This window comes from Telluria sp. RB2R28 (genome assembly GCF_059685835.1).
In genome coordinates this window covers 89,027-115,467 of record NZ_JCASIK010000007.1, presented here as the reverse complement: position 1 = coordinate 115,467, position 26,441 = coordinate 89,027, and the positions used below count along the sequence as shown (strand labels likewise).

Annotated in this window: 23 protein-coding genes; 12 read left to right on the top strand and 11 right to left on the bottom strand. The window is 63.8% G+C overall.

Annotation, left to right across the window (positions count from 1 at the left end; translation table 11 throughout):
- Positions 1-7 precede the first annotated feature (7 nt).
- Together AC56LV_RS21745 and AC56LV_RS21740 are read right to left on the bottom strand one after the other, a co-directional pair.
- Positions 8-1,513 (bottom strand): DUF3369 domain-containing protein, encoded by a 1,506-nt coding sequence (locus AC56LV_RS21745; RefSeq protein WP_332530532.1) that lies wholly within the window; start codon positions 1,511-1,513, stop codon positions 8-10.
- 195 nt (positions 1,514-1,708) lie between these two features.
- Complete coding sequence (locus AC56LV_RS21740) at positions 1,709-2,446, bottom strand: DNA-formamidopyrimidine glycosylase family protein (protein WP_499560682.1); 738 nt, start codon at positions 2,444-2,446, stop codon at positions 1,709-1,711.
- Between the two features lie 166 nt (positions 2,447-2,612).
- Here AC56LV_RS21740 and AC56LV_RS21735 point away from each other — a divergent pair, with 166 nt between their 5' ends.
- Positions 2,613-3,107, top strand: coding sequence for a DUF3016 domain-containing protein (locus tag AC56LV_RS21735; RefSeq protein WP_499560681.1), 495 nt, complete (start codon positions 2,613-2,615; stop codon positions 3,105-3,107).
- A 242-nt stretch (positions 3,108-3,349) separates the two neighbouring features.
- On the opposite strand, the gene AC56LV_RS21730 is transcribed toward AC56LV_RS21735, so the two are convergent.
- The 6 genes from AC56LV_RS21730 to mepK form a co-directional block, all read right to left on the bottom strand.
- A complete protein-coding gene (locus AC56LV_RS21730) occupies positions 3,350-3,793 on the bottom strand; it encodes a thioesterase family protein (RefSeq protein WP_499560679.1) in 444 nt (147 codons plus the stop codon).
- A 132-nt stretch (positions 3,794-3,925) separates the two neighbouring features.
- A complete protein-coding gene (locus AC56LV_RS21725) occupies positions 3,926-4,438 on the bottom strand; it encodes a ferritin-like domain-containing protein (protein ID WP_499560677.1) in 513 nt (170 codons plus the stop codon).
- Between the two features lie 109 nt (positions 4,439-4,547).
- Positions 4,548-5,516, bottom strand: a complete 969-nt coding sequence (locus tag AC56LV_RS21720) for an IS1595 family transposase (protein WP_499560675.1) — start codon at positions 5,514-5,516, stop codon at positions 4,548-4,550.
- A gap of 100 nt (positions 5,517-5,616) precedes the next feature.
- The gene (locus AC56LV_RS21715; RefSeq protein WP_499560673.1) at positions 5,617-5,922 is read right to left on the bottom strand and encodes a hypothetical protein; all 306 of its coding nucleotides are present in this window, start codon (positions 5,920-5,922) and stop codon (positions 5,617-5,619) included.
- On the bottom strand, positions 5,919-6,695 hold the full coding sequence (locus tag AC56LV_RS21710; RefSeq protein ID WP_499560671.1) for a hypothetical protein: 777 nt from the start codon (positions 6,693-6,695) through the stop codon (positions 5,919-5,921). The genes AC56LV_RS21715 and AC56LV_RS21710 overlap by 4 nt, the downstream gene beginning before the upstream one ends.
- Before the next feature lie 46 nt (positions 6,696-6,741).
- Positions 6,742-7,284, bottom strand: a complete 543-nt coding sequence (gene mepK / locus AC56LV_RS21705) for a peptidoglycan L,D-endopeptidase MepK (RefSeq protein WP_499560669.1) — start codon at positions 7,282-7,284, stop codon at positions 6,742-6,744.
- Between the two features lie 68 nt (positions 7,285-7,352).
- Here mepK and AC56LV_RS21700 point away from each other — a divergent pair, with 68 nt between their 5' ends.
- Positions 7,353-7,598 carry a hypothetical protein gene (locus AC56LV_RS21700; protein ID WP_499560667.1) on the top strand — a complete coding sequence of 82 codons (246 nt, stop codon included), beginning with the start codon at positions 7,353-7,355 and terminating at the stop codon, positions 7,596-7,598.
- A 118-nt stretch (positions 7,599-7,716) separates the two neighbouring features.
- On the top strand, positions 7,717-10,485 hold the full coding sequence (locus tag AC56LV_RS21695; RefSeq protein ID WP_499560665.1) for a M16 family metallopeptidase: 2,769 nt from the start codon (positions 7,717-7,719) through the stop codon (positions 10,483-10,485).
- 79 nt (positions 10,486-10,564) lie between these two features.
- Here the strand turns inward: AC56LV_RS21695 and AC56LV_RS21690 are convergent, their stop codons facing one another.
- Positions 10,565-11,551: an LLM class flavin-dependent oxidoreductase gene (locus tag AC56LV_RS21690; protein ID WP_499560663.1), complete on the bottom strand. Its 987-nt coding sequence runs from the start codon at positions 11,549-11,551 to the stop codon at positions 10,565-10,567.
- Positions 11,552-11,634: 83 nt separating this feature from the next.
- Between AC56LV_RS21690 and AC56LV_RS21685 the strand changes: the two genes are divergently transcribed.
- From AC56LV_RS21685 to AC56LV_RS21660, 6 genes are all read left to right on the top strand, one after another.
- Entirely contained in the window at positions 11,635-12,777 is a 1,143-nt protein-coding gene (locus AC56LV_RS21685) for a serine hydrolase domain-containing protein (protein WP_499560661.1), read from the top strand.
- 167 nt (positions 12,778-12,944) lie between these two features.
- The gene (locus tag AC56LV_RS21680) at positions 12,945-13,595 is read left to right on the top strand and encodes a hypothetical protein (RefSeq protein WP_499560659.1); all 651 of its coding nucleotides are present in this window, start codon (positions 12,945-12,947) and stop codon (positions 13,593-13,595) included.
- A 211-nt stretch (positions 13,596-13,806) separates the two neighbouring features.
- Positions 13,807-15,186: an HD-GYP domain-containing protein gene (locus AC56LV_RS21675; RefSeq protein WP_499560657.1), complete on the top strand. Its 1,380-nt coding sequence runs from the start codon at positions 13,807-13,809 to the stop codon at positions 15,184-15,186.
- A gap of 135 nt (positions 15,187-15,321) precedes the next feature.
- Positions 15,322-17,955, top strand: coding sequence for a TonB-dependent receptor (locus AC56LV_RS21670; RefSeq protein WP_499560656.1), 2,634 nt, complete (start codon positions 15,322-15,324; stop codon positions 17,953-17,955).
- Between the two features lie 46 nt (positions 17,956-18,001).
- Entirely contained in the window at positions 18,002-20,314 is a 2,313-nt protein-coding gene (locus tag AC56LV_RS21665; protein ID WP_499560654.1) for a family 20 glycosylhydrolase, read from the top strand.
- A complete protein-coding gene (locus AC56LV_RS21660; RefSeq protein ID WP_499560652.1) occupies positions 20,311-21,615 on the top strand; it encodes an MFS transporter in 1,305 nt (434 codons plus the stop codon). The genes AC56LV_RS21665 and AC56LV_RS21660 overlap by 4 nt, the downstream gene beginning before the upstream one ends.
- Here AC56LV_RS21660 and AC56LV_RS21655 read toward each other — a convergent pair.
- Complete coding sequence (locus tag AC56LV_RS21655; protein WP_499560650.1) at positions 21,612-22,589, bottom strand: helix-turn-helix domain-containing protein; 978 nt, start codon at positions 22,587-22,589, stop codon at positions 21,612-21,614. The genes AC56LV_RS21660 and AC56LV_RS21655 overlap by 4 nt on opposite strands.
- A gap of 193 nt (positions 22,590-22,782) precedes the next feature.
- On the opposite strand from AC56LV_RS21655, the gene AC56LV_RS21650 reads away from it, so the two are divergent.
- From AC56LV_RS21650 to AC56LV_RS21640, 3 genes are all read left to right on the top strand, one after another.
- A complete protein-coding gene (locus AC56LV_RS21650; protein ID WP_499560648.1) occupies positions 22,783-24,300 on the top strand; it encodes a BCCT family transporter in 1,518 nt (505 codons plus the stop codon).
- Positions 24,301-24,541: 241 nt separating this feature from the next.
- Complete coding sequence (locus AC56LV_RS21645) at positions 24,542-25,681, top strand: glutathione-independent formaldehyde dehydrogenase (RefSeq protein WP_183553909.1); 1,140 nt, start codon at positions 24,542-24,544, stop codon at positions 25,679-25,681.
- A gap of 56 nt (positions 25,682-25,737) precedes the next feature.
- The gene (locus tag AC56LV_RS21640) at positions 25,738-25,947 is read left to right on the top strand and encodes a hypervirulence associated TUDOR domain-containing protein (protein WP_183553907.1); all 210 of its coding nucleotides are present in this window, start codon (positions 25,738-25,740) and stop codon (positions 25,945-25,947) included.
- A gap of 20 nt (positions 25,948-25,967) precedes the next feature.
- On the opposite strand, the gene AC56LV_RS21635 is transcribed toward AC56LV_RS21640, so the two are convergent.
- On the bottom strand, positions 25,968-26,360 hold the full coding sequence (locus AC56LV_RS21635) for a hypothetical protein (protein WP_499560646.1): 393 nt from the start codon (positions 26,358-26,360) through the stop codon (positions 25,968-25,970).
- Positions 26,361-26,441 lie beyond the last annotated feature (81 nt).

Genomic DNA, 26,441 nt, shown 5'->3' with positions numbered 1-26,441 from the left:
GTACTGGTCAGTCGGGCCACTGCGCGTTGATTGCCAGCGCCTTGTCCATATTCCGGATCAACAGATCGACATAGGTCGGGTCGAGGTGGTGCCCGGCCACCTCGCGCAGGTGCTCGGTTACCTTGGCGGCCGGCCACGCTTCCTTGTAGCAGCGCGCGTGGCTCAGCGCGTCGAACACGTCGGCCACCGCCACGATGCGCGCGTACGGGTGGATGTCCTGCCCGCGCAGTCCTTGCGGGTAGCCTGTGCCATCGAATTTTTCATGGTGCTGGTGCGCGATCACCGCCGCTGCCTTCAGGATCGGGCGCTGCGAGCCGTCCAGGATCTGCAGCCCCACGGTCGGGTGCTGCTTCATGATGGTCCACTCGGCGTCAGTCAGCTTGCCCGGCTTGAGCAGCACCGCATCGGGCGTGGCGATCTTGCCGATGTCGTGCATCGGCGCGGCGTGCATCAGCACCGCTGTCTCGTCTTCGGGCATGCCCGAGGCCTGGGCCAGCATGTAGCAGACCTGGGACATGCGGCGCACGTGGTTGCCCGCCTCGTGCGAGCGCGATTCGACGACGTCACCCAGGCGCAGGATCAGCTCGGCCTGGGTATCGGTGATTTCCTGGTTCAGCAAAATATTGTCGAACGCGATGGCCACGCCCGAGCAGAACACCTCCAGCATTTGCGCATCGATGTCCGAAATCTCATCCACGCCCTTGAGCACCAGCAGCGACGCCTTGCCGCTGTTGTTTGGGAAGTAGCCGACATAGGTGTCGCCGTGCAGGCGCGAAATGCGGTTGTGGCGCGCGTCGTCCAGCTGGGCCACCAGTTCCGGGCCGATCTCGTCGCCTTCCATGTCGCCGATCTGGGCCAGTACTTCGTACTGGCTCTGGCCAGTGATCACGCTGGCCGCCTTCAAGCGCAGCAGCATGCTTTGCTCCAGGCGCAGCAGGGCCACGACCTGCAGCAAGAGGCCATTGGCAAAGTCCTTCAGGTTGCGTTGCTGGAAGATGTGGGCGGACGCGGCGATCACGCGTTCCAGGCCCTCGCGGTAGGTTTGCTGGACGCGGCGCGATTCCTCGACCTTCATGATGTCGCGGTAGGCGCGCAGCGCAGCAAACGTCGTCGTAAACAGCTTGGTGCGATCGAGTTCGGTCTTTTCCTTGTAGTCGTTGATGTCGTAGTCGACGATCACGCGTTCTTCCGGCGCCTGGCCGGGCTGGCCGGTGCGCAGCACGATGCGGGTGAACTGGTTGTCCAGGTCCTGGCGCATCCAGCGCGCTACTTCCAGGCCACTGTCTTCGCGCTCCATCACCACGTCCAGAAACACCAGTGCGATGTCTTTCTCGCGCGCCAGGATTTCCTTGGCTTCGGCGCCGCTATAGGCGTGTACGAAGGCAAGCGCACGACCGTCGAGGCGAAAGCGCGTCAGCGTCAGCTTCGTGATGTCGTGGATATCGGGTTCGTCGTCCACCAGCAAGACTTTCCAGGGTGCGAGTTTGGGCGCAGCGGACGACAAGAAGGACATGGGCGATTCCGATTCGTGGAGGGAGGCCAGGGTTTAGCGAACAGACTATGTTTTTCACAACAAAAGTAGCCTGGAGTCAAGTGATTGTAGTACGGCGCATGACCCTTAACAAGAAGCAATATTAAATTGTGAGAGGGGGATGTAACAACTGGCCCGTGGGCCAGTCAGGATGTTGCAGTGAGGTGACAGGACGCGTCAGGTATAGCGTTTTTGGCAACGCTCGCAGTAGAAGCTGCGCCGGTCGGAGGTGCCGAGCTTGGCTTTGGAATAGGGGATATCGCAGCGCGGGCAGATCTTCTTGGCGTGGGCCAGCCAGTGCTCCTTGAGCGTGAAGGCTTTTTTCCAGCCCAGAAAATCGAAGCTGTACTGCCGCGCTTCGTCCACCAGTGCGCGCAGCTTGGGCGCGGGCAGCGCGCCCATCGTCGAGAGGGGATGGACACGAATCCTGAACAGCACCTCGTTCTTGATGATATTGCCCACGCCCGAGAAGATTTCCTGATCGAGCAGGGCGTCGCAGGCCAGCATGTCGGGCGCGGCGCGCAGCTTCTTGCGCGCCTTGACCGGGTCCCAGGTCGCGCCCATCACGTCGGCGCTGAAGTCGTAAGCGTCGAAGGTGGCGCGGTCGATCTCGCGGATCGCGCAGGCATAGAAATTCATGGCGCCGCCGTCCTCCACGCCGATGGACAGGCGCGGCGGCTTGTCGCGGTCCTCGTCGATGCGGTAGGTGCCAAACAGCAGAAAGTGGACGCGCAGGATGACGTCGGGCGTCTCGATCAGGAAGTGCTTGCCCCAGGTATGCAGTCCGGTGATGCGCTGGCCCACGAGGCGTGCCGGATCGAGCGTCTTCAGGTTGCCGCTGGCGCGCACGATGGTTTGCCCCACGAAGCGCGTCGTCTGTTCCTTGAGCATGTACAGCGTTGGACCTTCTGGCATGGTGGCCTCCTTGATGCATTCTTATATGGCACCATCTTTTGGTCATGTTCGGGACCTAACATTTGGATACAAGTTCCAACGTTTCGAGATGAGCAGAACAGTGCGAAGCGGCGTATATTGGTTAGCGAAGACCGCATACGAGACGCATACAGAAGGAGAGGCAACAATGAAATCCACCCTGATAAAAACCGCCCTGGCAGGCCTGTTCGCGCTGGCCGCCGGCGCCGCCTCGGCAGGCGTGACCGTCACCTACATCGAGTCCGATAAATTTGCCGACCTGCCATTTGCCCCGTGGGAGCGCAAGCAGGTGCTGGAAGAACTGAGCACGTACTTCACCAAGCTTGGCGAGAAACTCCCTGCGGGTCAGGACCTGGTGATCGAAGTTACCGACATCGACCTGGCCGGCCGCGAGTACCCGAATGTCAGTAACGGGCGCGATCTGCGCATCCTGAAAGGCACGGCCGACTGGCCGATCATTAACCTGCGCTATTCGCTGACGCAAAATGGGCAGGTGCTCCAGGGCGGCGACGCACGCCTGGCCGACATGAACTACATGCAGCGCATCGGCCGCTTCAGCGACAACGACAGCCTGCGCGCCGAGAAGCGCATGATCGATGAGTGGTTCGATGAAACGATCATCGGCAAGAAGCGCGGCGGCTGAAGGTTGGCTGCGCACCCTGCGAAATCGTAGGGTGGACGGCTGCGCCGTCCACGCGTTCAAATTAATCTGACACCGTGGTGTGCACAGTCGGGTTGAACTGGCTCCGTGGTGTGCACAGTCGGGTTGAACTGGCTCCGTGGTGTGCACAGTCGGGTTGAACGCGTGGACGGGAAACCCGTCCACCCTACGCCAGCTGGTTACAAAGAAAAACGGCACCCATCAGGGCGCCGTTTTTCTTTGGCCTAATCGACCCGGTTGACACGCTCGAACCTGGCGCGAAAGTCGTCAGGCATCGGGCATACCCGGCCCGCCTTGTAGTCGTAGAACACAAAGCCGGTCTTGGCCATGGCAATCAGCTTTTGGTCGCGCGGCCGTGTGATCCGGTAGATCAGGTCGCCGCCATACTTGTTGAAGTCCATGACGCCCACGTCAAACCGCAGTTCGTCGCGGCGATACGCTTCGGCGCGGTAGATGGTGGCCAGGTCGGTGACAATGATGCCGGGGCCATCGAGGCTGGTTTCCGGCACGCCGAACTCGAACAGGAAGCGCGACCTGGCCTCGGATACCATTGCGATCATCGATTCATTGCCGACGTGGTTCGCCGCATTGATGTCGGTGGCCCGCACCGTGAGTACGGTCGAGAAGTAGAACTGGTCGTCGGGAAAGTCGAGTTGTACGCGGGGCATGGGCGCATCCTGGTGATGGGCAGACAGTCGCGTTGGATAGCGACAGCACTGTGGGGATTGTGCCAGTGATCAGCGCTGCGGTCGAGACGGCGCACGCATGCTGCGCCGTCTCGACCGCGGGTGGTGCGGGAGTTATACTTTCGCTTCCACGCCCGGGGTTGCCGAGCGCGTCAGGAAGGCTTGCGTGACTTGCGGCAGGTGCTCCAGCAGCCAGGCTGCCATTGCTTTCTCTTGCACCAGGATCTGTTCGCACGAAGCGGCAGTGGCGCTGTCGCCAGCCGCCTTGGCCGCTGCGATCAGCGACGTGTAGGTGGCGATTTCGAGGTTCTCGAACACGTAGCCGGCCATCGCGCCCTTGACCACTTCATCGCTGACGGTCATGCCGCCCACGGCCTGGCCAAAGGCCATCAGCTTGGCGCCCATATCCTTGACCACCGAATTGCTGATGTCGCGGCGCGCCAGGATCTCGTCCAGCACGCTACGCTGCCAGCGCGTTTCTTCGATGTGCTGCACGATGCGCGCGCGCAGCTCCGGATAGTGTTCGAGGCGGTCCGCTTGCGCGTTGAGCATCTTGTCTGCCTGCTCTTCCATTGCATGGGCGTCACGTAGCCAGTCGTTCAGATTGTCGTCGATTGCAGTTGCCATGAAATTCTCCGCTGGTGAATAGGTGCAACCAGAATGGCAGAATTGATGGGTACCGTTTGTTAGGTATGACACATTTGCGCGTCACTCGTTAACAAAGGCTCAGTCAGCGTTATCTGTTGATGACGCTGATAGCAATGCGAAGCAATTGTTCTGGCGAAATAATCCGCTTTCCATCCAGCGCCCAGCGCCAGCCCAGGTAGTTGGGCAGGTAGCGCGATGCCACGCCACGAAAGCTCTGTAGCCAGCCCTTGAAGCGTTGATGGTAGGCGTTCACGTTCTGCACGTGGATGGCAAGGCTGCCCAGACGCCTCGCACGCACACCGGCGCGCAGGTTGACCGTCTCGTGCGCGATCCTGTGCTTGCGTGCAAAGGCGCGATAGGCAGGATGGCTGTCACTGACGAGCAAGGCCTGCCTATCGAGCCTGGGTAGCAAGTCACGCTCAAGCTGCGCAGCCTTTAGCGCACCGCGCCCGGTGACGGCATCGACCGTGCGCCCTTCGCGGTCGCGCGCGACCAGGATGCAGTCCAGTTCGCTGGTAATACCCCGTTTGGCAGCATGGCCGCCGCGGTGGCGCGGTGGGCGATTGAGCGTGCGCGAACCTTTCTGGGATTCAAGCAGAAATGTTTCGTCAGCCTCGACGATGCCATTAAGCGCCGCAGGCCGGTCGAGCTTGATCCAGTGCAGGAAGCGGTGTCGCCAGCGAAAGGCCGTATTGCGGTGTACACCGACCCGATCTGCCGCCTTGCGCACAGGGAGTGAATCGAGCAGCACCTGCGAATACGCGAGCCATTTGGCTTTGTGCCTGAGCCGCGCCAGCGGCGTGCCGGTGAGGTCGTTAAAGGTGCGGCCGCAGGAACAGCAACGGTAGCGCTGCAAGTCGTTGGCGAAACCATGCCGGTAGCAGTGCTCGTTGCCGCATCTGGGGCAGCAGCGGTCTGGCGCTCTGACCTCAGTGATGAGCGCAACCACCTGATCGAGCCCGGCTGCAGGATGCAGGGCATCGAGCACTTGCCGACGCTGCGGCTGGTTCAACGAAGGCAGTTTTGCGAACCAGCCCTTGAAACGTGGCGCTTTCATGATCGACTCCTGACGCTGGGGGCAGGGGTTGGACCATTGGACTACTCGTCAGTTCAAAGCTAGTCTCTATTTAACGTTGACTGCGCCTAACAAAAAACAATCAGGGTGCCGGGGCTGGCGCGCGCGTACGTGTTTTGGCGACCACGCCGGCCGGATCGATCAGCACGACAAATTCGGCAAACCGGCCGTCGCCCGCCGGCGACTGGTAGACCCAGGTCTCGAAGCCGCTGTCAAAGCGCACGTTTTTCGTCGGCCCGAAGGCAGCCAGCAATTGCGCCCTGGTGGTCTGGCCGGCAACCACGGTCTGCTGCAGCTGCTCGGCAGGTACTTGCGCGCCGGGCGGCGCGGCATTCTGCGTGGCGCAGCCAGCCAGCAGAGCAGCGCACAGGATCAAAGGCGCCCTCATGGCGTCATCCCAACTGGTTCATCGACCATATACGTGAATTCCACGAGCGTGTCGTCCGGCCAGCTGGCATCCCACAACGGCACGTAATAGGTGCGGTCGAGCAGCACCTGGCAATCGCAGAACGGCAGCATGTCGGGCGTCTGGTCGCCACCGGCATACAGCATCGAAAACGGCAGCGTCTCAATGCGTTCACCAGCGCGCAGCGTGACCGCGAAGATCGGGCGCTCGGCGAAGAACAGGTAATTGCCATCCGGACTCGTGCAGACGCCTTCGGGCGAATCGAGCGCATCCGAAATCCAGCCGAACAGCGGCGAGCTGTTGGAGACGAGGCCAGCTTCCTTGCCCACGCGGCATTCGAGGCGCAGGTCACCCAGGCGGCGCATGCCGGCCGGGATGCCCGGCGTTTCAATGCGCGCGCGCCAGGTCATGCTGGCCGTCTTGCGACTGGCGAGCACAGCGGCATCTTCCTGCAAGGCTTGCCCGTTGCGCGGCAGGACAAAGAAATTGTTGTCGTCGACGGGGACGGGCACCGATACGGTATCGCCCGCCACGCGCAGCGTGATGCCGCGCATGTCGACGTTCGGCAGGCGCGGCAGCAGCTGGAAGCGCAGGGTCGCATTTGGTGCGAAGGCGCGCTCGCGCTCGAAGCGTTCCATGCCGCGGATCATTTTGCGGTACGACTTGTCGACCGGGTCGCGGGTGGACTTGACGGTGACGGTGTTCTGGCCGGCGGCATGCGCCGGCAGGCCTGCAGCCGCGAACAGGCCGCTCATGACCAGTCCGGCAACGACACGGACGATGGACGGCCGCATCAACCGATTACCAATACCGCACGCGGCCGGTATCCATGTGGACGAACTGCGAGCTGGCGTAATAGCCGACGCCGCCGCCCTTGAGCGACATGGCCGCCTTTTGCAGATGGCGCAGGTCGGTGCCCGGCAGGCGGATGTCGATGGCCTTGCCTTCCATGTGCAGGCTGCGCTTGGCGACGCCGCCGCTGCCATGGCCCCGCAGGAACGCATTCGATTCCGGCGCGCGGTAGCCCGAGATGATGTGCAATTCCTTGCTGTTGCCGAGCTTGCCATTGAGCTGGCCGAGCAGCAGAAGCAGTTCCGGATCGATGTCCGCAATCTTGTTGGTGCGGTGGTCGCGCAGCACCTTGTTGATGTCGCCCAGCGCATCAGGGATGAACTCGCCTTGCTCCCAGAACGTGCTCGTCAGCTTTTCACCCGTGTGCGTATTGTAGAAACGCAGACAGCAATCGCCGGTGGCAATCGATGAATTTTTGGCAAGGGTGGGAAGGCTGAGGGAGGATGCTGCGAGGAGGAGACCGCTTTTGAGGATGGTACGTCGTTGAATCATTGAAGGGAGTCCTTGCGCTGGTTCAGTGAGCAATCGATGATACGCCATTTGCCGCAATCGTGCATGCAATGTACAGAAAATCGCGACATTTCAGCTACGATGTCAAGTATTTAACTGTTTTTGGGAGATTTGCGTATGCTGACGCCGGCAAGCCGGTTGGGAGCGGCGCGGCCGAAGCGCAGCTCAACCGCCTGGCCAGAATCCACAGCCACGGTTACCACACTGTGCAGGGCCTGGCGCTCGATCCGAAAACCGGCCATGTGCGGGCCGACGAACAAGGCTCACACGCTCGCGATCCCATGCTCCATGCGTAACGCACGATGCGCCCCGCATGGTTTGTCTCTCCGTGAGACATGCATACGCTGTTTTGTTTGTTGACTAACTGAAACGTGCCTAGAATGGTTCTTTCCCGACCCATTCAGGAGGCGCAGCATGGCAGTTCTCGTTCGTCGCACCACTTACCTCGCGGCAGCGCTTGCGCTGATGTTCGGTGTATCCACGCTGCAGGCCGCGCCAGTCTCCCCAGCCAGCACGCCGGACATCCCGATCCCGGACATCAAGTACACCAAATTCACGCTCAAGAACGGCTTGACCGTGCTGGTGCACGAAGATCGCAAGACGCCGGTGGTGGCCGTGAATACCTGGTACCACGTTGGCTCGAAGAACGAGAAACCGGGCAAGACCGGTTTTGCCCACCTGTTTGAACACCTGATGTTCAGCGGCAGCGACAACTTCAAGAAGACTTACCTGAATGCGATGGAACAGGTCGGCGCGACTGACCTGAACGGCACCACCAGCCAGGACCGCACGAACTACTTCCAGAACGTGCCGACCTCGATGCTCGACTATGCGCTGTTCGCCGAGAGCGACCGCATGGGTTACCTGCTGGGCACGGTCGACAAGACGAAACTCGATATCCAGCGCGGCGTCGTGCAGAACGAAAAGCGCCAGGGCGAGAACCAGCCCTACGGCATCGCCTACGAGCTGCTGGTGGAGAACACCTATCCGGTCGGCCACCCGTATTCCTGGACCGTGATCGGCAAGATGGCCGATCTCGACGCGGCCTCGATGACGGACGTGCAGGACTGGTTCAAGCAGAATTATGGCCCGAACAACACGGTGCTGGTGCTGTCGGGTGACATCTCGCCCGAAGAAGCGCGCAAGAAAGTCGAGCAATACTACGGCGCGATTCCGCCGGGCCCGCCGCTGGCCAAGCACGATGCCTGGATCGCCAAACGCACCGACACGCACCGCACGCTGGCGCAGGACCGCGTGCCGCAAACGCGCATCTACCGCACCTGGAACGTGCCGGGCGCGAACACGCCTGAAGAAGCGCTGCTCGACCTGGGCGCGCGCGTGCTGGGCGGCGGCAAGACGTCGCGCCTGTACAAGCGCCTGGTCTACAAGGATCAACTGGCCACCAGCGCCACGGCAAGCGACGATTCGTCGGAAATCGGCGGCCAGTTCGACATGACGCTGACGGCCCGCCCCGGCGCCGACGTCAAGAAGATGGAGCAGGCTGCCGACGATGAATTGCGCGCGCTGATGAAGAACGGCCCGACGGACGCCGAGCTGCGCCTGGCCAAGACCACGATCCTGGCGCAGTACACGCGCATGATCGAGCGCGTCGGCGGCTTCGGCGGCAAGAGCGACCTTCTGGCCTCGTGCCAGACCTTCACCGGTAATCCGGACTGCTACAAGGTCTACCTCCAGCGCATCAAGGACGCCACCCCGGCCACGGTGAAAAAGGCGATGAACGACTGGCTCAGCGACGGCGACTACGTGCTGCAGATCGATCCGTTCCCGACCGGCCTGGCCGCCACCGATACGGGGCTCGATCGCAGCAAGGAACCGGTTGCCGGCAAGGCGATGTCCCTCAAATTGCCGCCAATGCAGCGCGTCACGCTGTCCAACGGCTTGAAGGTGGTGCTGGCCGAGCGCCATGAAGCGCCGGTCGTCAACCTGCAGATGATGGTCGACAGCGGTTATTCGGCCGACAGCACCGCCTTGCCGGGCGTGGCCAGCCTCACGCTGCGCATGCTCGAAGAAGGCACGGCCACCCGCAAGTCGCTCGAGATCGGCGAAGAACTCGAACGCCTGGGCGCGACCTTTGGCGCCAGCATCAATCTCGATGGCGCCTTTGTCGGCATGAATGCGCTCAAGGCGACGCTGCCGCAGGCGCTTGGCCTGTACGCGGACCTGGTGCGCAATCCGGCGTTTCCGCAGAACGAATTCGCGCGCCTGCAGAAAGACCGTCTGGCCGCGATCGCACGCGAGAAAGTCGATCCGCAGGGTATTGCGCTGCGCGTCGTGCCGGCGCTGATGTACGGCCAGGGTCACGTGTATGCGCGCACCGCCAACGGCACCGAGGACGCCGTGGGCCGCATGACCCGGGGCGACCTGGCCAATTTCCACGCGACCTGGTTCAAGCCCAACAACGCAACGCTGCTGGTCGTGGGCGACACGACGCTGGCCGAGATCACGCCGATGCTCGAAAGAACGTTCGGCGGCTGGAAGGGCGGCGAGGTGCCGAAGAAAGTGATCGCCACCGTGCCCGCGCCAGGCAAGCCGCTCGTGTACCTGGTCGACCGGCCGGGCGCGCTGCAAAGCGTGATCGTCGGCGCGCAACTGGCGCCGCCGCGCAATAGCCCCGAGTCGCTGCCGCTGGAAATCGTCAACGACGTGTTCGGCGGCACGTTCAGCTCGCGCATCAACATGAACCTGCGTGAAGACAAGCACTGGTCGTATGGCGTACGCAGCCTACTGCAGCCGGCCGTCGGCCAGCGCACGTTCATGAGCATTTCGCCGGTGCAGACCGACAAGACCGGCGATGCGCTCAAGGAACTGGTGCGCGAATACAAGGGCGTGGCGGGTGAGCGCCAGATCACCGGCGCCGAGCTGAAATTCGCGCAGGACAACCGCACGCTGCGCTTGCCGGGCAGCTTCGAGACGGCCGGCCAGCTGGGCGGCGCCTACACGACCATCGTGCAATACGGCCTGCCGGACGACTACTACAACACCTACACCGAGAAGGCGCTGGCGCTCACGCCCGAGCAGGCCAATGCGCTCGCTGCGCGCAGCTTCCTGAGCGATCGCCTGGTGTGGGTCGTGGTGGGGGACATGAGCAAGGTCGAGAAGGACGTGCGCGCGCTGAACCTGGGCGAGGTGCGCCGCATTGATGCGGATGGCAAGGCGTTGTAATCACGTGGTACGAACGTAAAAAAGCCCACCCGGCACGCGCCGGGTGGGCTTTTTTATCGTTGAAACATCGGTGCTGGGGTCAGCTGTTGCGCCGGATATCGGCCGTGATCTCGTACGCGTGCAGGCGGGCTGCGTGGTCGTAGATCTGCGACGTGATCATCATCTCGTCCGGCTTGGTCTTGTCGATGAACGCGTGCAGCTGGGCGGCCACGGTGTCGCGCGAGCCGATCGCCGAGCAGGCCAGTACGCTGTCGAGCATCATGCGCTCAGGCGTGTCCAGCGCTTCCAGGTAGCCGCTGACCGGCGGCTTGAGTTTGCCTGGATTGCCTGTACGCAGCGCCACGAACGCCTGCTGCATCGAGGTGGCCAGCAGATGCGCTTCTTCGTCGGTGTCGGCCGCGAACACATTGAAACCGAGCATGACGTACGGCTCGGCCAGCTGCGCCGATGGACGGAAGTTACTGCGGTACATGTCGATCGCCTGCATCATCATTTGCGGCGCGAAGTGCGACGCGAATGCATACGGCAGGCCGAGGTGCGCCGCCAGTTGCGCGCCAAACAGGCTCGAACCGAGAATCCACAGCGGCACGTTCAGGCCGGCGCCCGGCACGGCCTGTACCTGGCGGCGGCTTGCGCCCGCAAAGTAATCCATCAGTTCCACGACGTCCTGCGGGAACTCGTCGGCGTCCGACGCCAGGTTGCGGCGCAGTGCACGCGCCGTGGTATGGTCGGAGCCAGGTGCGCGGCCCAGGCCCAAGTCGATCCGGCCCGGATGGAGCGATTCGAGCGTGCCGAATTGTTCGGCGATCACGAGCGGCGCATGGTTCGGCAGCATGATGCCGCCGGCGCCCACGCGAATCGTGGACGTGCCAGCCGCAACATGGGCGATCAGTACCGCGGTAGCGGCGCTCGCAATACCCGGCATGCCGTGGTGTTCGGCGAGCCAGTAACGGTTGTAGCCCCAGCGTTCGCCATGCTGGGCGAGGTCGAGGGAGCTTTTGAAGGAAGTTGCCGCATCGCTGCCTTGAACGATCGGCGAGAGGTCGAGTATCGATAAAGGGATCATGGAACAATGATACGCCGATGCGAAAAAACGCGTGCAAGGGTGCCCAAAACTGCACTGGCCGCTTGTCAATACAATATGTCGTCATGAGCGTGCAAACAGGCTTCAACGCCCATCATCTCGCCGCAACTGACGCTGCCATCGATGCTGCTGTCGCAGCCCGCTCGCTGCCCGGCGCGGTGTACCGGCTTGAACGGGGCGCAGCGCATGCCGAGCGCGCATACGGACGGCTGGACTTCGGGCCGGAAGCCGCGCCCGTTACCGTCGACACCGTGTTCGACGTCGCGTCGCTGACGAAGGTGCTGGTCACGGCGCCGGCAATCCTGCTGCTGCACGAGGCCGGGCAGATCGACCTCGAAGCGCCGTTGCTGCGCTACCTTCCCGAGTGCGCGGGCGGCGGCAAGGATGCGATCACGGTGCGCCAGTTGCTGACGCATACGTCGGGCTTGCTGGCCGGGCTGCCGGCCACGCCGGTGTGGCAGGGCAAGGAAGCGGCGCTGCTGCTGGCCTCGCTCGAGCGCGTGACGCATCTGCCGGGCAGTGTGTTTCGCTATTCGGACATCAATTACATCCTGCTCGGCCTGTTGATCGAACGCGTGTCCGGCGTGCCGCTGGATGTGTTTGCCGGACAGCGCATCTTTGCGCCGCTGGACATGCCGGACACCGGTTATCGGCCGCTGGCGCGCGGCGACGGGCGGACGATTGCGCCCACACAGCGTGGCGCGGTGGATGTCGATGCAAGCATGTCCAAGGCGCAGCGCGATCTGGCACCGGGCGCCGTGCTGCAAGGCCATGTCCACGATCCGACAGTACGCCGGATGGGTGGCGTGGCCGGCTCGGCCGGTGTGTTCTCGACTGTGCGGGATGTCGCGCGCTTTGCCCGCATGCTGCTTGCGGGCGGTGAACTCGAGGGCGTGCGTGTGCTGCATCCTGACAGCGTGCGCCTGCTGTGCACCGCACAGTCGCCACCGGGCATCACCGCGCTGCGCGGCATGGGGATGGACATCGATTCGCCGTTTGCGCGGCGGCCACGCGGCCGGCATTACCAGCGCGGCAGTTACGGCCACACGGGTTTTACCGGCTGCATTTTGTGGATCGATCCGCAGTCGCGCAGCTTCTACGTGTTCCTGTCCAACCGGGTGTATCCGGACGACCGCAACAGCATTCTGCCACTCTACGCCGAGCTCGGAACACTCTCGGCAGAGGCGGCATTGTCAGCTCAACAATAATCAAAAAAATGCCTGCATTTGGCGACAAATTGCATGCTGTTGGGCGACGATTTAATATTTCCGAGCGGTATTGTGCGCGCCCATATTGACGGTGCCCGTACACTCGATTCATGACTTGACGCAATCATGTGTCGGGCACGCGATACAAAACAATTGAGGAGAACACCATGAATAAGCTACTCAAAGGAATGATCGGCGCATCACTGACCGTTGCCATGCTGGGTGCCACTGCAGTCCACGCACAAACGAGCACGACGGCAGGTGCCACGGGCCGTACCGGTACTGCGACGGGCACGAGCACGGGCACTGGCATGGCAGGTACCTCGGGCCAGGTTGGTAGCCAGACCGGCAGCAGCATGCAGGATGCGACGGGCCGCTCGTCGATGAGCGCGACCGGCACCAGCAGCATGACGCCGCAAAACGACCGTCGCAGCAGCACCAAGCCAATGACCGGCACCACCGGCTCGGCAGGCGTTGTCGACAGCCGTGCAGGCACGGTAGGTACCACGGGCCGCACCGGCACCAGCGGCACTACGGGTGTGACCGGTAGCGCCAGCAGCTCGATGGGTAACAGTGGCATGACCGGTGTAACCGGTAGCGCGACTGGCACCACCGGGACCACCGGCATGACGGGCAGCACCAGCGGCGCTACCGGCACCACCGGCACCACCGGCATGACCGGTACGATGGGCAACGGTACGACCGGCAGCACCAGCGGCGCCGCAGGTACTGGCACTACCGGTACCACTGGCACCACAGGTACCGGCACTGGCACCACCGGTACGGGTACCACCGGCACCACCGGCCGCGGTTATTGATAGCACCAGCAATGCGTCAGCAATAAGGGTGGCTTAGCCGCCACCAGCACAACACCGGCCTCGCGCCGGTGTTGTCGTTTACGGAACGACCATGCAGTGCCAGGCTCATCTGTGGTATCCGCGCCGCATCGCTTGCCAATATTATGGCCGTGGTGATTATCCACGGATGTTGTGGCGTACCATTCATAATTATTGCCACACGGAACTAATTATGATGCACCCCGACGCGCCGCAGGAGATGCTGGCCCCCAGCGCCATGAAGCTCTCCGAGCTGATCGGCGCGCTGAGCTATGCGCTCGACATTACCGAAGGCCAGCCGGCTGGCCACTGCGTGCGCTGCTGCTGGATCGGGATGCACATTGGCCGCGTCGCTGGCCTGAACGACGACCAGTTGTGGGAACTGTATTACACGCTGTTGCTCAAGGACCTGGGCTGCAGCAGCAACGCGGCCCGCATCTGCGAGCTGTACATGACTGACGACCTCGACTTCAAGCGCAGCTTCAAGACCGTAGGCGACAGCCTGCCGCAGGTGCTCGGTTTCGTGCTCAAGCATACGGGCCTGAAAGCCGGCCTGGCCGAACGGTTCCGCAGCGTCATGACGATCCTGCGTGACGGCCCCGAGATCGCCCAGGGCCTGATCGCCACCCGCTGCCAGCGCGGCGCCGACATCGCGCGCCTGCTGCGCTTTCCGGAGGGCGTGGCAGAAGGCATCTATTCGCTCGACGAGCATGTCAACGGCAAGGGCAAGCCGGCCCAGCTTGCGGGCGACGCAATCCCCGTGTATGCGCGCATCGCGCTGCTGGCGCAAGTGATCGACGTGTTCCACACCGATGGCGGGCGCGAGGCCGCGCTGCACGAAGCCACGGCGCGGGCCGGCAGCTGGTTCGATCCGCGGCTGGTGGCGGCGTTCGAGCAGGTCGCGCTGGACGATGCGTTCTGGCGCAAGCTGGCCGCGCCGGACCTGGATCGCGCCGTCTTCGCACTGGAACCGGCCGGCCACGAAGTTGCGCTCGACGAAGACTACCTCGACGATATCGCCACCGCTTTCGGCCAGGTGGTCGACGCCAAGAGCCCGTACACGAGCGGCCACAGCGCACGCGTGGCGCTGTACACCGACATGATCGGCGAGGCGCTCGGGTTGTCGGCGCAGCGCCGCCGCTGGCTCAAGCGCGGCGCGCTGCTGCACGATGTCGGCAAGCTGGGCGTGAGCAACAGCGTGCTCGACAAGGCAGGCTCGCTCGACCGCGATGAATGGACCGCCGTGCGCCAGCACGCCGAATACACCGAAACGATCCTCGGCCGCATCGCGGCGTTCGCCGAACTGGCGTCGATTGCCGGCGCTCACCACGAGCGCCTCGACGGCAATGGCTATCCGCGCGGGTTGCATGCGGACGACATCCGGCTCGAGACGCGCATCATCACCACCGCCGACATTTTCGACGCCATCACCGCCGAGCGCCCGTACCGCGGCGCGATCCCGATCCCGCAGGCGCTCGAGATGATGGAAAAGACCGTCGGCACCGCGCTTGACCCGGCCTGCTTCGATGCGCTCAAGCGCGGACTGGCGCTGGTGCCGTTCCCGGCGCCCTGAATCTGCTGCCACAGTCATATGTCAGTGTGATGAATTCCTCTTCCGGATAGCAAGATTTGACAAACACGGCATCCCGGATGCCACCACAATGCGCTCTCTAACACCCGATAGCCAACCTGGTTTTTTGGAGCGCACATGAATGAGTTGAAGGCACGGCAGTATCAGCGGACCGCGATCGCAGCGGCGGTGACAATCCTGGCGATGAGCGGGGCGGGCGCGCAGGAAGCGCCGGTGCTGGCGCCGCAGACCGTGGTGGTGACGGGCGTGCGTGCTGCGCTCGAGCAGTCGCTGCGCCAGAAGCGCGACAGCGACGCCGTCGTCGAGGTGGTCACGGCCGAAGACATCGGCAAGATGCCTGATAAAAACGTGGCCGACGCCATCTCCCGCCTGCCTGGCGTGAACACGCAATCGTCCGCCGGCGGCGAAGGCGGCTTCGGCGAAAACGACCGCGTCAGCCTGCGCGGCACCAGCCCGAGCCTGCAGCAGACGCTGTTCAACGGCCACGCGATCAGCACCGGCGACTGGTTCGTGCTGAACCAGATCGGCGGCAATGTCGGCCGTTCGAGCAGCTTCTCGCTGCTGCCGTCCGAGCTGGTCGGCTCAATCGTGGTCCAGAAAAGTCCGACGGCCGATCTGGTCGAAGGCGGCGTTTCCGGCGCCATCAACGTCATCACGCGCCGCCCGCTCGACTTCCGCCAGCAGCTGACCGTCGAAGGCTCGGTCCAGGCCAACTACAACGACTTGTCCGGTGAGACCAAGCCGCATCTGTCGGGCCTCGTGAACTGGAAAAACGCCGCCAACACGGCCGGCATCCTGATCCAGGGATTCTCCGAGAAATCATCCGTGCGGCGCGATGGCCAGGAAATCCTCGGCTACACCCCGATCAGTGCGACCAGCGCGGCGGCGCTCGCCAACCCGGCGCTGGCCGGCGTGGTCGTGCCGACCTTCATCGGCGCCGCGCTGTTCGAGCAGGAGAAGAAGCGCGAAGGCGGCGCGTTCGACATCGAGGTGCGCCCGAACCGCGACCTGACGCTGGACGTCAACGGCTTCTATTCGAAGCTCGAAGCGCCGCACCAGAACACCAACTGGCTGGCCGCGCCGGCCAACTCGATCAACAGCCTGAACCTGATTCCACTGAACCCGGTCGTGCGCAACAACACGCTGGTGGGGGCCGAATTCACGCGCAACGCGGGCGAGGTCGATAACATCTACCGCCCGGATGCGGGCGGCGAATCGTGGTATCTGGACTTCAACGGCAAGTGGCGCGTCAACGAGCGCTTCTCGCTCTCGGGCAAGCTCGGCAAGACCCGCGGCGTGGGCTGGGACCGCGACGACGTCTACTACCAGAACAATGTCGATGGCGGCATGGTGTATGGCTTGAACGGCCTCTCGCCGGCGTCGGTCAGCTACCCCGGCGGCAACACGGTCTCGCCTGGCTCGACCGCCTGGGCCGGCGGCGGTGAATCGCAGTCGGTCGACAAGGAACAGTATGCGCAGCTCGACGGCGAGCTGCGCCTGGACAATCCAACGTTCCAGGCCGTGCGCTTTGGCGCGCGCTGGACCGATCACCAGCGCAATGCCGAGCATCCGCTGGAAACCCGTCCCGGCCCGCTGGGTTTTACCAATCCGGGCCCGGCCTGGAACGGCCAGCTGTACCCGAGCGACTTCGCCAATGACCTGGGCGGCAATGTCGCGTCGAACTACTTCAAGTACGACGGCGCGGCACTGGGCGCCTGGGGTGCGATCCCCGGCAACCGCCTGCTCGACTACGTGCTGCGCCATAACTGGATGAACGAATTCGAAGTGGGCGAGAAGACGGCCGCGCTGTACGGCATGGTCGACTTCGGCGGCGACGGCTGGAGCGGCAATGTCGGCCTGCGCGCCGTCGAGACGCGCCAGAACACGATCGTCAATCTGCCGGGCGGCCCGGCGCCGATCACCGGTTCGGCCTTCGGCGCCTACACCCCGACCACGTTCAAGCGCACCTACCGCGATTACCTGCCAAGCGCCAACCTGAAGTACAACGTGACGCCCGACCTGGTGCTGCGCACGGCGCTGGCCAAGACCATCGCGCGCCCTGACTACAGCGCGCTGGGCGGTTCGGTCTCGCTCAACGACGACGCGCTGAGTGGCAACGGCGGCAACGTCAACCTCGAGCCGGTGCGCTCGACCAACTTCGACATCGGCGCCGAATGGTATTACGCACCAAAGGCGCTGCTGTCGGCGGGCCTGTTCTACATGGACCTGCGCTCGATCGTGGCGCAGGGCACGTCGACCGGCACCTATTACAACAACAAGCGCAGCACGCTGACCGAATACCAGATCACGTCGCCGTACAACACGAGCGGGCGCAATCGCGGCGTGGAGCTGAGCTGGCAGCAGCCGGTGGCGCGTGACTTCGGCTTCCTGGTCAACTACACGTTCGCCGATGGTGAGCTCGACGATGGCGGTGAACTCATCAACTCGTCGCGCAATACCTACAACGTGACCGGCTACTTCGAGAACGAACGTTTCTCGGCGCGGCTGGCCTACAACTGGCGCTCGAAGTACAAGGCCGGCGTGGACCGCGGCGCGAGCCAGCACGTGGACGACATGCCGTCGCTGGCCGGCTCGATTAACGTCAAGCTGAGCGACCGCTTCACGCTCACGTTCGACGCGCTCAATCTCACCAACGAGACCATCAAGATGTACGCCGAAAACGAGGACCGGCCACGCGCCTTCTACTCGAACGGCCGTACCTTCTACCTCGGCCTGCGCGGCAAGCTGTAATCAGCCCAGGGGCGGCTTTGGCCGCCCCGCATCCAAATGGACACCCATGACGGACCGATCCGATGGCGGCCCGGCGATCCACATCGCCTGGGAATGCCTGAGCAATTTCATACGCGACGACGCGTTTGCCGCGCGCCTCGTGCTGCGCAACGATGGCTGCGAGCCCATCGCATCCGGCTGGACGCTGTGCTTCAACACCTGCCGCAAGATCCTGGCCGAGACGGTCAGTGCCGGCTACACCATCGCGCATGTCAATGGCGACCTGTTTGCGCTGTCGATGCCGGGGGGCGATGCCTGGTTGCCGGGGCAAACGCACACGCTCGACTACGAAGCGCTGCACTGGGCGATCAGCATCACCGATGCGCCGTTGGGGTTTTATTTGCTGCCGGGGCAGGGCGGCGCGGCCGTCGACCTGGGCGACCCGGTCATCGCGCCGTTCGTGCGGCCAGAGCAGCGGCACCGCAACCGGGGCGACGCCGTACCCACCGCCGATGCGGCCTGGCGCTTTGCACAGAACGCGGCGCTGTCGTACCTGCCCGAGGACGAGGTCGGGCGTATCACGCCGCGTCCACGCTCGGCGCGGTTCACGGGTGGCCAGTATCGTCTGGGGCGCGACGCGTCGATCGTGCATGGGGCAGGGCTGGACAATGAAGTGTGGTTCCTGCGCGCGCTGCTGGCCGACCTGCCGCCGGGCGAGGGCGCGGTGACGCTCGCCATCGGGCCGGTCGCTGAACTAGGGCATGAAGCGTATTCGCTCGACATCGATGCGCAGCGCGTGGTGCTCACGGGCGCCAGCGCCCACGGCGTCTTCAACGGCCTGCAAAGCCTGGCGCAGCTGGTCTCGCCCGATGGCGCGCTGCCGCTGGGATCAGTGCAGGATGCGCCGCGCTACGCCTACCGCGGCATGATGCTCGATGTTGCCCGCCACTTTTCCGGCGTCGACACCGTGCTGCGCCTGCTCGACTGCATGGCCGCGTATAAACTCAATCGCTTCCATTTTCACCTGACCGACGATGAGGGTTGGCGTCTGGCGATTGCCGCCTTGCCGGAATTGACCACCATCGGCGCGCAGCGTGGCGTTGCGCACCCGGGCCGACCGTGTTTGCCACCGTCGTTCGGCTCCGGCGCCGCCGTCGATGCATCCAGCGGCAGCGGTTTTTATACGGCCGACCAGTTCGTCACGATCCTGCGCCATGCGAAAGGGCGCCACATCGACGTCATCCCCGAATTCAATCTGCCGGGCCACGCACGCGCGGCGGTCGAAGCGATGCGCGTGCGGCATGCGCGCCTGATGGTGGCGGGTGACCTGGCCGGCGCCGAAGAATATCTGCTCAGCGATCCGGCCGACACATCGGCCTATGAATCGGTGCAGCTGTGGCACGACAATGTGATGTGCATCGCGTTGCCGTCGGTCGACCGTTTCATCGACACCGTCGTCACTGAGGTGGCCGCGCTGTACCGGAAGGCCGAGGTGCCGCTGACCGTGCTGCACACGGGCGGCGACGAAGTCCCTGGCGGCGCCTGGGTCGGTTCGCCCGTCTGCCAGGCCAGCATGCGCGCGCGTGGGTGGACGGATGTGCGCGCGTTGCGCGACGACTTCCAGGCGCGCTGCCGCGCGATCCTGGCGCGTCATGGCATCGCGTTTGCGGGCTGGGAAGAAACGGCGCTTAGGCCCGGGGCCGATGGCGTGCTGGCGCCCGACCGGCGCCAGGCCGGGCGCGACTTCCATGTCTATGTCTGGAACAACGGCGGCTTGCCGCACGAGCGCGATTGCGCGACCGAACTGGCCGCTGCCGGTTTCGACGTCGTGCTGGCCAATGCCACCAGCCTGTATTTCGATTTTGCGCACGCCAAGCATCCGCTGGAACCGGGCTACTACTGGGCCGGTTTCGTCGGCACGCGCGACGCATTCGATCTGGCGCCGAGCGCTGGCGTCACGGGCTTGCAGGGCCAGCTCTGGGGCGAGAACGTGCGCTCACGCGCGCGGCTCGAGTATCTCGCCATGCCACGCCTGCTCGGCCTGGCCGAACGCGCGTGGTCACCACAGGACACGAGGCCGGACTGGAATGAATTCGCCAACCGCCTCGGGCGGCGCGAATTGCCGCGCCTTGATCGACACGGCTGGCACTACCGCCTGCCGCCGCCGGGCGCCCGCGTGGAGGACGGCATGCTGCAGGCGAATATCGCCTTTCCCGGACTGGGCCTGCATTACACTGTCGATGGCACCGATCCTGATACCACCAGCCCGCGCTACGCCGACCCGGTGCCTGTGCGCGGCGTGCGCATCGTGAAACTGGCCAGCATCGACACGCACGGTCGCGTGAGCCGCATCGTCACCCTGAATCTGGAATCGCCATGAACGAGACGCTGGTCGCTGCTCCGGTCAACCATGCGCCACGGCGCCACCCGCTGTCGTGGGTGCCCACGCTGTACCTGGCGCAGGGCTTGCCGTTCTATGCGGTGGCGCTGGTCGCCGGCCAGATGCTCAAGAGCATGGGCGTGCCGAACGACCAGATCGCGCGCTGGACAGGGCTGCTCGGCCTGGCCTGGGCCTTCAAGGCGCTGTGGAGTCCGTTCCTGGAACTGGCGCCGAGCCGGCGCATGGCCGTCGTCACCTGCCAGATCTTCGGCGGCGCCTGCCTGGCCCTCGTCGCGCTGGCCCTGCAACTGCCCATGTGGTTTGCGGTGTGCCTGGCGCTGCTGGCGATCGTGTCGCTGGCGTCGAGCACGCACGACATCGTCGCCGACGGCATCTATATCAGCAGCCTGACGTCGCGCGAGCAGGCAGCGTATGCCGGCTGGCAGGGCGCCTTCTTCAACGCCGCCAAGTTCCTCTCGCTCGGCGGTCTCTTGATCCTGGCGGGCGAACTCGAAGAACGCTTTGGCATCGCTTCTGCCTGGACCGTCGTGTTCCTGCTGCTTGGCGGCCTGATGGTGACGCTGGGCCTGTACCACTGGCATGCGCTGCCCGCCACGCCCAAGCTCGCGGGGCGGATCCGTCATGCGCGCGATGTCCAGGCCACGCTGGTCGACGTGTTCAAGACCTTCTTTGCCAAGCGGGGCATCTGGATGGCGATCCTGTTCATCATCCTGTTTCGCGCCGGGGAAGGGCAGATCCAGTCGATCGGCCCGCTGTTCCTGCGCGACGCGCGCGCGGCCGGTGGCCTGGGTTTGAGCACCGCCCAGGTGGGCTGGGTGTATGGCACGGTCGGCACCGCGGCCTTTTTGGTCGGCAGCATTGCCGGTGGCTACTTCACGGCCTGGCTGGGCCTCAAGCGCGCGCTGCCGCTGCTGATCCTGGCGATGAACGTGCCCAATGCCGTGTTCTGGTACCTGAGCGACGCGCAGCCTGTCTCGATGCCGCTGATCGTGGGTGCGCTGGGGCTCGAGATGTTCGGCTATGGCTTCGGCTTTGTCGGCGTGATCCTGTTCATCATGCAGGTGGTCGCCAGCGGCCCGTACCAGGCGGCGCACTACGCGCTGGGGACCGGCTTCATGCAACTGGGTTTTGTGTTGTTTCGCACGATCAGCGGCGACATCCAGCAGGCGCTGGGTTATCGCGATTTCTTTCTGTGGGTGCTGGTGGCGGCGCTGCCGGTGCTGGTGCTGAGCCGCTTCATGCGCATCGAAGCGCCGGATAACGCGGTGGAGAACAACTAGCGCCGCTTGACCGGCAGGGCCAGCCAGCCCTGCCACCCGCCATCTTCGGTGCGTGCGACCTTCTGGACATGGGGCCGCGTCGCATCGAGCCGCCACACGCTCTGGTGCTCGAGCCAGTCTTCGTACATCGCCCGAAAGCGCGGCCACTCGCCGTGAAATTCGAGGAGCGCCACCATCCCTGCCGGCAGCACGCGCAGCCCCAGGCCCGGGTCGGCCAGCACGCCGGCGTCGAAGCCGAAGTCGTAGCAGTATTCGCGCTCGCCCGTAAAACCCGGATCTTCGTCGAATACGCCGTACCACGGCGCCCCGCGTGGGATGCCGGCGCTTTCCTGTGCGCAGATGAAGGCATTGCAGGCCAGCGACAGCGCCGCGCCGGATTGGCCGAAGAAGCGCTGGTAGCGCAGCTGCAAGGCCGGTAACTGGCGCAGCGTGACGCGCGCGGCGACGCTGCCCGGCACGGGAGCGCAGTAAGGGGCGTTCAGCGCGGTGAGTTCGCCCGGCTCGGCGACAAAGAAACTGACATCGCTTTCGCGCCCGACCTGGGCATCCATATAGATGCGCCAGCCGCCATCGCGCCAGGATTTGGCCGGCATGCCGAACTGCTGGCGGAAGGCCTTGGCGAACGCTGCGTTGGACGGAAAGCCGCAATCCTGCGCGATGCGACCGACCGGCACGTCCGGCTCGTGGCGCAGCAGGTGCGCGGCGCGGCGCAGGCGCCGCTTGCGCTGGTATTCCACCGCCGAAAAGCCGGTCAGTTCACGGAAGATGCGGTCGAAGTGGTAGCTCGAATAACTGGCTGACGCGGCCAGGCTGCCCAGGGCCAGCGGATCGCCGACCGAGTCGAGCATCAGGTCCATGACTTCGTACAGGCGCGACAGACGCGAGACCGGCACCCGCGGCGCCACGCAGGCGGTAGCAGGTGGCGTGCGGTGCGTAAGGGCGGCGTGGGTCGGTGGCATATCGCGGCTCGTCATGACAGCGTTCATGAATTATGCGACCAAACCCGCTGCCATGGCGAACTATGTGTAGCCTGGAAAATACAATAATGGCATGTCAGGACAGCTAGCACGGGAGAATTGTTGCTGCGCAGCAAATTTACAAATCACTTACAATTGCGTGGTCATTTAACTATCACAACGCCCCGCGCGTTCTGTCTCTGGAGAAATTATGCAGACAGCATTATCGGCGGGCTTCATCCTCGCCATTGTTCTGTGGGGTGTCATTTCACCCGACACCATGGGTCCGCTGTTCGAGACCGCACTTGCTACCGTCACCCGCAATTTCGGGTGGTTCTACCTCTGGGTCGTGCTGGGCATGGTCGTGTTCGTCGCGTTCCTCGCCTTCAGCCGTTACGGCAACCTGAAACTCGGCGGCGAAGACGACGAGCCGGAATTCGCGCTCGGCAGCTGGTTTTCGATGCTGTTTGCCGCCGGCATGGGCATCGGCCTCGTGTTCTTCGGCGTGGCCGAGCCGATCTCGCACTACATCGAAGCGCCACCCGGCACCGTGTCGAGCACGCCGGAAGCAGCGGGCGCCGCCATGCGCTACACCTTCTTCCATTGGGGTATTCACCCGTGGGCCGTATATAGCGCCGTGGCCCTGGCCATCGCCTTCTTCCAGTACCGGCGCGGCGGTGTCGCCCTGGTCAGCACCGTGACGGACGCGCTGCCATGGCCGATCGTCAAGCACATGGGCGGGTTCTTCAACGGCCTGGCCGTGGTGGCAACCGCCTTCGGCGTGGCAGCATCGCTTGGCGTGGGCGCGCTGCAGATCAACAACGGTCTTAACACTGTGTTTGGCCTGGAAGTGAGCGAAGCGTCGCAGATCGGCATCATCGTGCTGGCGACCGTCATGTTCCTGGGCTCGGCCGTTACTGGCGTGGCGCGTGGCGTCAAGCTGCTCTCGAACGCCAACATGACCGTGGCTGCGCTGCTGGCGCTGGCCGTGTTCATCCTTGGCCCGACCGTGGCGATCATCGACACACTGACCAGCACTCTGGGCAACTACGTCACCGAGTTCGTCCGCATGAGCCTGCGCGCAACGCCGTTCCGCGACAGCACCTGGGTCGGCAGCTGGACCATCTTCTACTGGGCCTGGTGGATTTCATGGTCGCCATTCGTGGGCCTGTTCATCGCCCGCGTCTCGCGTGGCCGCACGATCCGTGAATTTATCCTGGGCACGATGCTGGCGCCGACACTGGCCGCGTTCATCTGGTTCTCGATCTTTGGTGGCACTGCATTGCACATGCAGATCTGGCAGCAGATCCCGATTGCCGACGCCGTGCGCGCGGACACGGCCACTGCGCTGTTCGCGATGTTCGAAGCGATGCCGTTCGGCACGCTGATGTCGGGCGTGGCCACGTTGCTGGTGGTGGTGTTCTTTGTCACGTCGGGCGATTCAGCCGTGCTGGTGCTGAGCATGATGAGTAGTGGCGGCAATCCGAATCCGTCCACCCGCAGCAAGCTGTTGTGGGGCGGCCTGATCGCCGGTATTGCGATCAGCCTGTTGCTGGCAGGCGGGCTGAAGGCGCTGCAGACGGCGACCATCGTGTTTGCCGTGCCGTTTTCGCTGGTCATCATCCTGATGCTGATCTCGTTATGGCGCGGGGTGCGCGAAGACTGGACAGCGCACGAGAAACAGGAGCGCGAACTGCGCCGCCGAGTGCGCCAGATCGTCGAGAAGTAAGCGTTTATTTCGTACGATACGAACGGCCAGCCGCAGTTGCGGGCTGGCCGTTTTTCTTGGGCACAGGTGCTCTGGCGCGCTGTCAAATTTCTTGTGGTTATCGACTTGGCGCGTTGACCGGCAATGCCACGTAGGCGCATGCGCCGCAGCCCCGCGGTGTGTGACCTGGCGAACAGAGCATCAATCGTGCGGCTCCCAAAGTAGGTGTTTTATTCACCGAACGCCTCACGAAGGGAACCCAATGAAAGCTCTTGTCTACAACGGACCATGCGATGTCCAGATCAAGAACGTGCCGGACGCCACGATCGAGAAGCCGACCGATGTGCTGGTGCGCATCACGACCACCAACATCTGCGGCTCCGACCTGCACATGTATGAAGGTCGCACCAGCATGGAAACAGGCCGCATTCTCGGTCACGAGAACATGGGTGAAGTCATCGCCGTCGGCAAGGCCGTCGACCGCGTCAAGGTCGGCGACATGGTTTGCCTGCCATTCAATATCGGTTGCGGCTTTTGCGAAAGCTGCGAGCGCGGCCTGACCGGTTTTTGCCTGACCTGCAATCCGGGCAGCGCGGGCGCGGCCTACGGCTTTGCCGGCATGGGTCCGTACAGCGGTGGCCAGGCTGAACTGCTGCGCGTGCCATATGGCGACTTCAATTGCCTGGTGCTGCCAAAGGATGCGCAAGAAAAGGAAAACGATTACGTGATGTTGTCGGATATTTTCCCGACTGGCTATCACGCAACCGAACTGGCGCAGATGAAGCCGGGCGACTCGGTGGCCATCTATGGCGCCGGTCCGGTGGGCCTGATGGCGGCGATGTCGGCCTTCCTCAAGGGCGCGAGCCGCGTGTTCGTCGTTGACCCGAACAAGGACCGCCTGGCACTGGCCGAGAAGATGGGCGCGATCGGCATCAATGACATCGAAGGCGACGGCGCCGCGCAGATCAAGGAACTGACGGACGGCCAGGGCGCCGATTGCGGTTGCGAATGCGTGGGCTACCAGTGCTGCGACAAGCACGGCAAGGAAGTGCCGAACCTGACGATGAACAATCTGGTCGAAGCGGTCAAGCCAACCGGCGGTATCGGTGTGGTGGGCGTGTTCCTGCCGGAAGATCCGGGTGCGAAAGACGAGCTGGCCAAGGAAGGCAAGCTGGCGTTCGACTACGGCAAATTGTGGTTCAAGGGCCAGCGTATCGGCAACGGCCAGGCCAACGTCAAGGCGTACAACCGCAGCCTCGCCAAGCTGATCCATGCCGGTCGCGCCAAGCCGTCGCAGATCATCTCGCACGAGCTGTCGCTGGACGAAGCGCCGCACGCGTACAAGAAGTTCGATGAGCGTGCTGATGGCTGGACCAAGGTGATTCTCAAGCCAGGTCAGTAAGTTTCAACGTGAACCGGGGCGTCCCGGTTCACGTCATTGCTGAAAGGAGCAGGGCCATGACGACGACGTTCAAGGCCGGTGACAAGGTGGAATGGGAGTCATCCCAGGGCACGGTCACCGGCAAGGTCAAGAAAAAATTGACGGCGCCGACCGACATCAAGAGTCACCATGTCGCGGCATCGAAAGAGCATCCGGAATACCTGGTGGTCAGTGACAAGACCGGGGCCGAGGCGGCGCACAAGGCGTCGGCGCTGAAGAAAGCGTAACGCCTGCGTTGTGCCAAGGATCAGCGCTGCGCCGGTGCAGCCTGCTGTTTCGTCGCGGTCTGGATGAGGCAGCTGCGTGTGCACTGCTGATACGCCTTGTCACAGGCGCCAGCGCGGTCGAGCCGGCGATGCGTGTCGCCTGCAGCCTGCAGGGCGCGTGCACCCTGGCCGGGCACTGCACCCTCGGCCGTTCGCGCCAACGGATTACGGGCAGCGGTCTCAGGCGGTGGCACGAAGCGTTCCTTGCCACCCGAGCTGGCCTCGGCGCGGCATTCGCGCTGCGTCGATTCGCACATCGATGTACAGAAATTGGTTTCGGCAGCCAGCGCCGAGCCGGTTGCCAGCATGCCGAGGCACGTTATCAGCGACGCTGCCGGCGTGGTAAAGCGAGTCAATGCAAGTCGGAATCTCATGGCGTGAAGTCGAACGTGGAAAATTGCCAGTCTACGGCATCGGTATCGCTGAAAACTCACGCATTCTCATTCGCGTCTCCG

Excerpts from the sequence above, each read along its gene's own strand:
- AC56LV_RS21745 (WP_332530532.1), bottom strand. The coding sequence starts at position 1,513 with ATGTCCTTCTTGTCGTCCGCTGCGCCCAAACTCGCACCCTGGAAAGTC.
- AC56LV_RS21740 (WP_499560682.1), bottom strand. The coding sequence starts at position 2,446 with ATGCCAGAAGGTCCAACGCTGTACATGCTCAAGGAACAGACGACGCGC.
- AC56LV_RS21735 (WP_499560681.1), top strand. The coding sequence starts at position 2,613 with ATGAAATCCACCCTGATAAAAACCGCCCTGGCAGGCCTGTTCGCGCTG.
- AC56LV_RS21730 (WP_499560679.1), bottom strand. The coding sequence starts at position 3,793 with ATGCCCCGCGTACAACTCGACTTTCCCGACGACCAGTTCTACTTCTCG.
- AC56LV_RS21725 (WP_499560677.1), bottom strand. The coding sequence starts at position 4,438 with ATGGCAACTGCAATCGACGACAATCTGAACGACTGGCTACGTGACGCC.
- AC56LV_RS21720 (WP_499560675.1), bottom strand. The coding sequence starts at position 5,516 with ATGAAAGCGCCACGTTTCAAGGGCTGGTTCGCAAAACTGCCTTCGTTG.
- AC56LV_RS21715 (WP_499560673.1), bottom strand. The coding sequence starts at position 5,922 with ATGAGGGCGCCTTTGATCCTGTGCGCTGCTCTGCTGGCTGGCTGCGCC.
- AC56LV_RS21710 (WP_499560671.1), bottom strand. The coding sequence starts at position 6,695 with ATGAGCGGCCTGTTCGCGGCTGCAGGCCTGCCGGCGCATGCCGCCGGC.
- mepK (WP_499560669.1), bottom strand. The coding sequence starts at position 7,284 with ATGATTCAACGACGTACCATCCTCAAAAGCGGTCTCCTCCTCGCAGCA.
- AC56LV_RS21700 (WP_499560667.1), top strand. The coding sequence starts at position 7,353 with ATGTACAGAAAATCGCGACATTTCAGCTACGATGTCAAGTATTTAACT.
- AC56LV_RS21695 (WP_499560665.1), top strand. The coding sequence starts at position 7,717 with ATGGCAGTTCTCGTTCGTCGCACCACTTACCTCGCGGCAGCGCTTGCG.
- AC56LV_RS21690 (WP_499560663.1), bottom strand. The coding sequence starts at position 11,551 with ATGATCCCTTTATCGATACTCGACCTCTCGCCGATCGTTCAAGGCAGC.
- AC56LV_RS21685 (WP_499560661.1), top strand. The coding sequence starts at position 11,635 with ATGAGCGTGCAAACAGGCTTCAACGCCCATCATCTCGCCGCAACTGAC.
- AC56LV_RS21680 (WP_499560659.1), top strand. The coding sequence starts at position 12,945 with ATGAATAAGCTACTCAAAGGAATGATCGGCGCATCACTGACCGTTGCC.
- AC56LV_RS21675 (WP_499560657.1), top strand. The coding sequence starts at position 13,807 with ATGATGCACCCCGACGCGCCGCAGGAGATGCTGGCCCCCAGCGCCATG.
- AC56LV_RS21670 (WP_499560656.1), top strand. The coding sequence starts at position 15,322 with ATGAATGAGTTGAAGGCACGGCAGTATCAGCGGACCGCGATCGCAGCG.
- AC56LV_RS21665 (WP_499560654.1), top strand. The coding sequence starts at position 18,002 with ATGACGGACCGATCCGATGGCGGCCCGGCGATCCACATCGCCTGGGAA.
- AC56LV_RS21660 (WP_499560652.1), top strand. The coding sequence starts at position 20,311 with ATGAACGAGACGCTGGTCGCTGCTCCGGTCAACCATGCGCCACGGCGC.
- AC56LV_RS21655 (WP_499560650.1), bottom strand. The coding sequence starts at position 22,589 with ATGACGAGCCGCGATATGCCACCGACCCACGCCGCCCTTACGCACCGC.
- AC56LV_RS21650 (WP_499560648.1), top strand. The coding sequence starts at position 22,783 with ATGCAGACAGCATTATCGGCGGGCTTCATCCTCGCCATTGTTCTGTGG.
- AC56LV_RS21645 (WP_183553909.1), top strand. The coding sequence starts at position 24,542 with ATGAAAGCTCTTGTCTACAACGGACCATGCGATGTCCAGATCAAGAAC.
- AC56LV_RS21640 (WP_183553907.1), top strand. The coding sequence starts at position 25,738 with ATGACGACGACGTTCAAGGCCGGTGACAAGGTGGAATGGGAGTCATCC.
- AC56LV_RS21635 (WP_499560646.1), bottom strand. The coding sequence starts at position 26,360 with ATGAGATTCCGACTTGCATTGACTCGCTTTACCACGCCGGCAGCGTCG.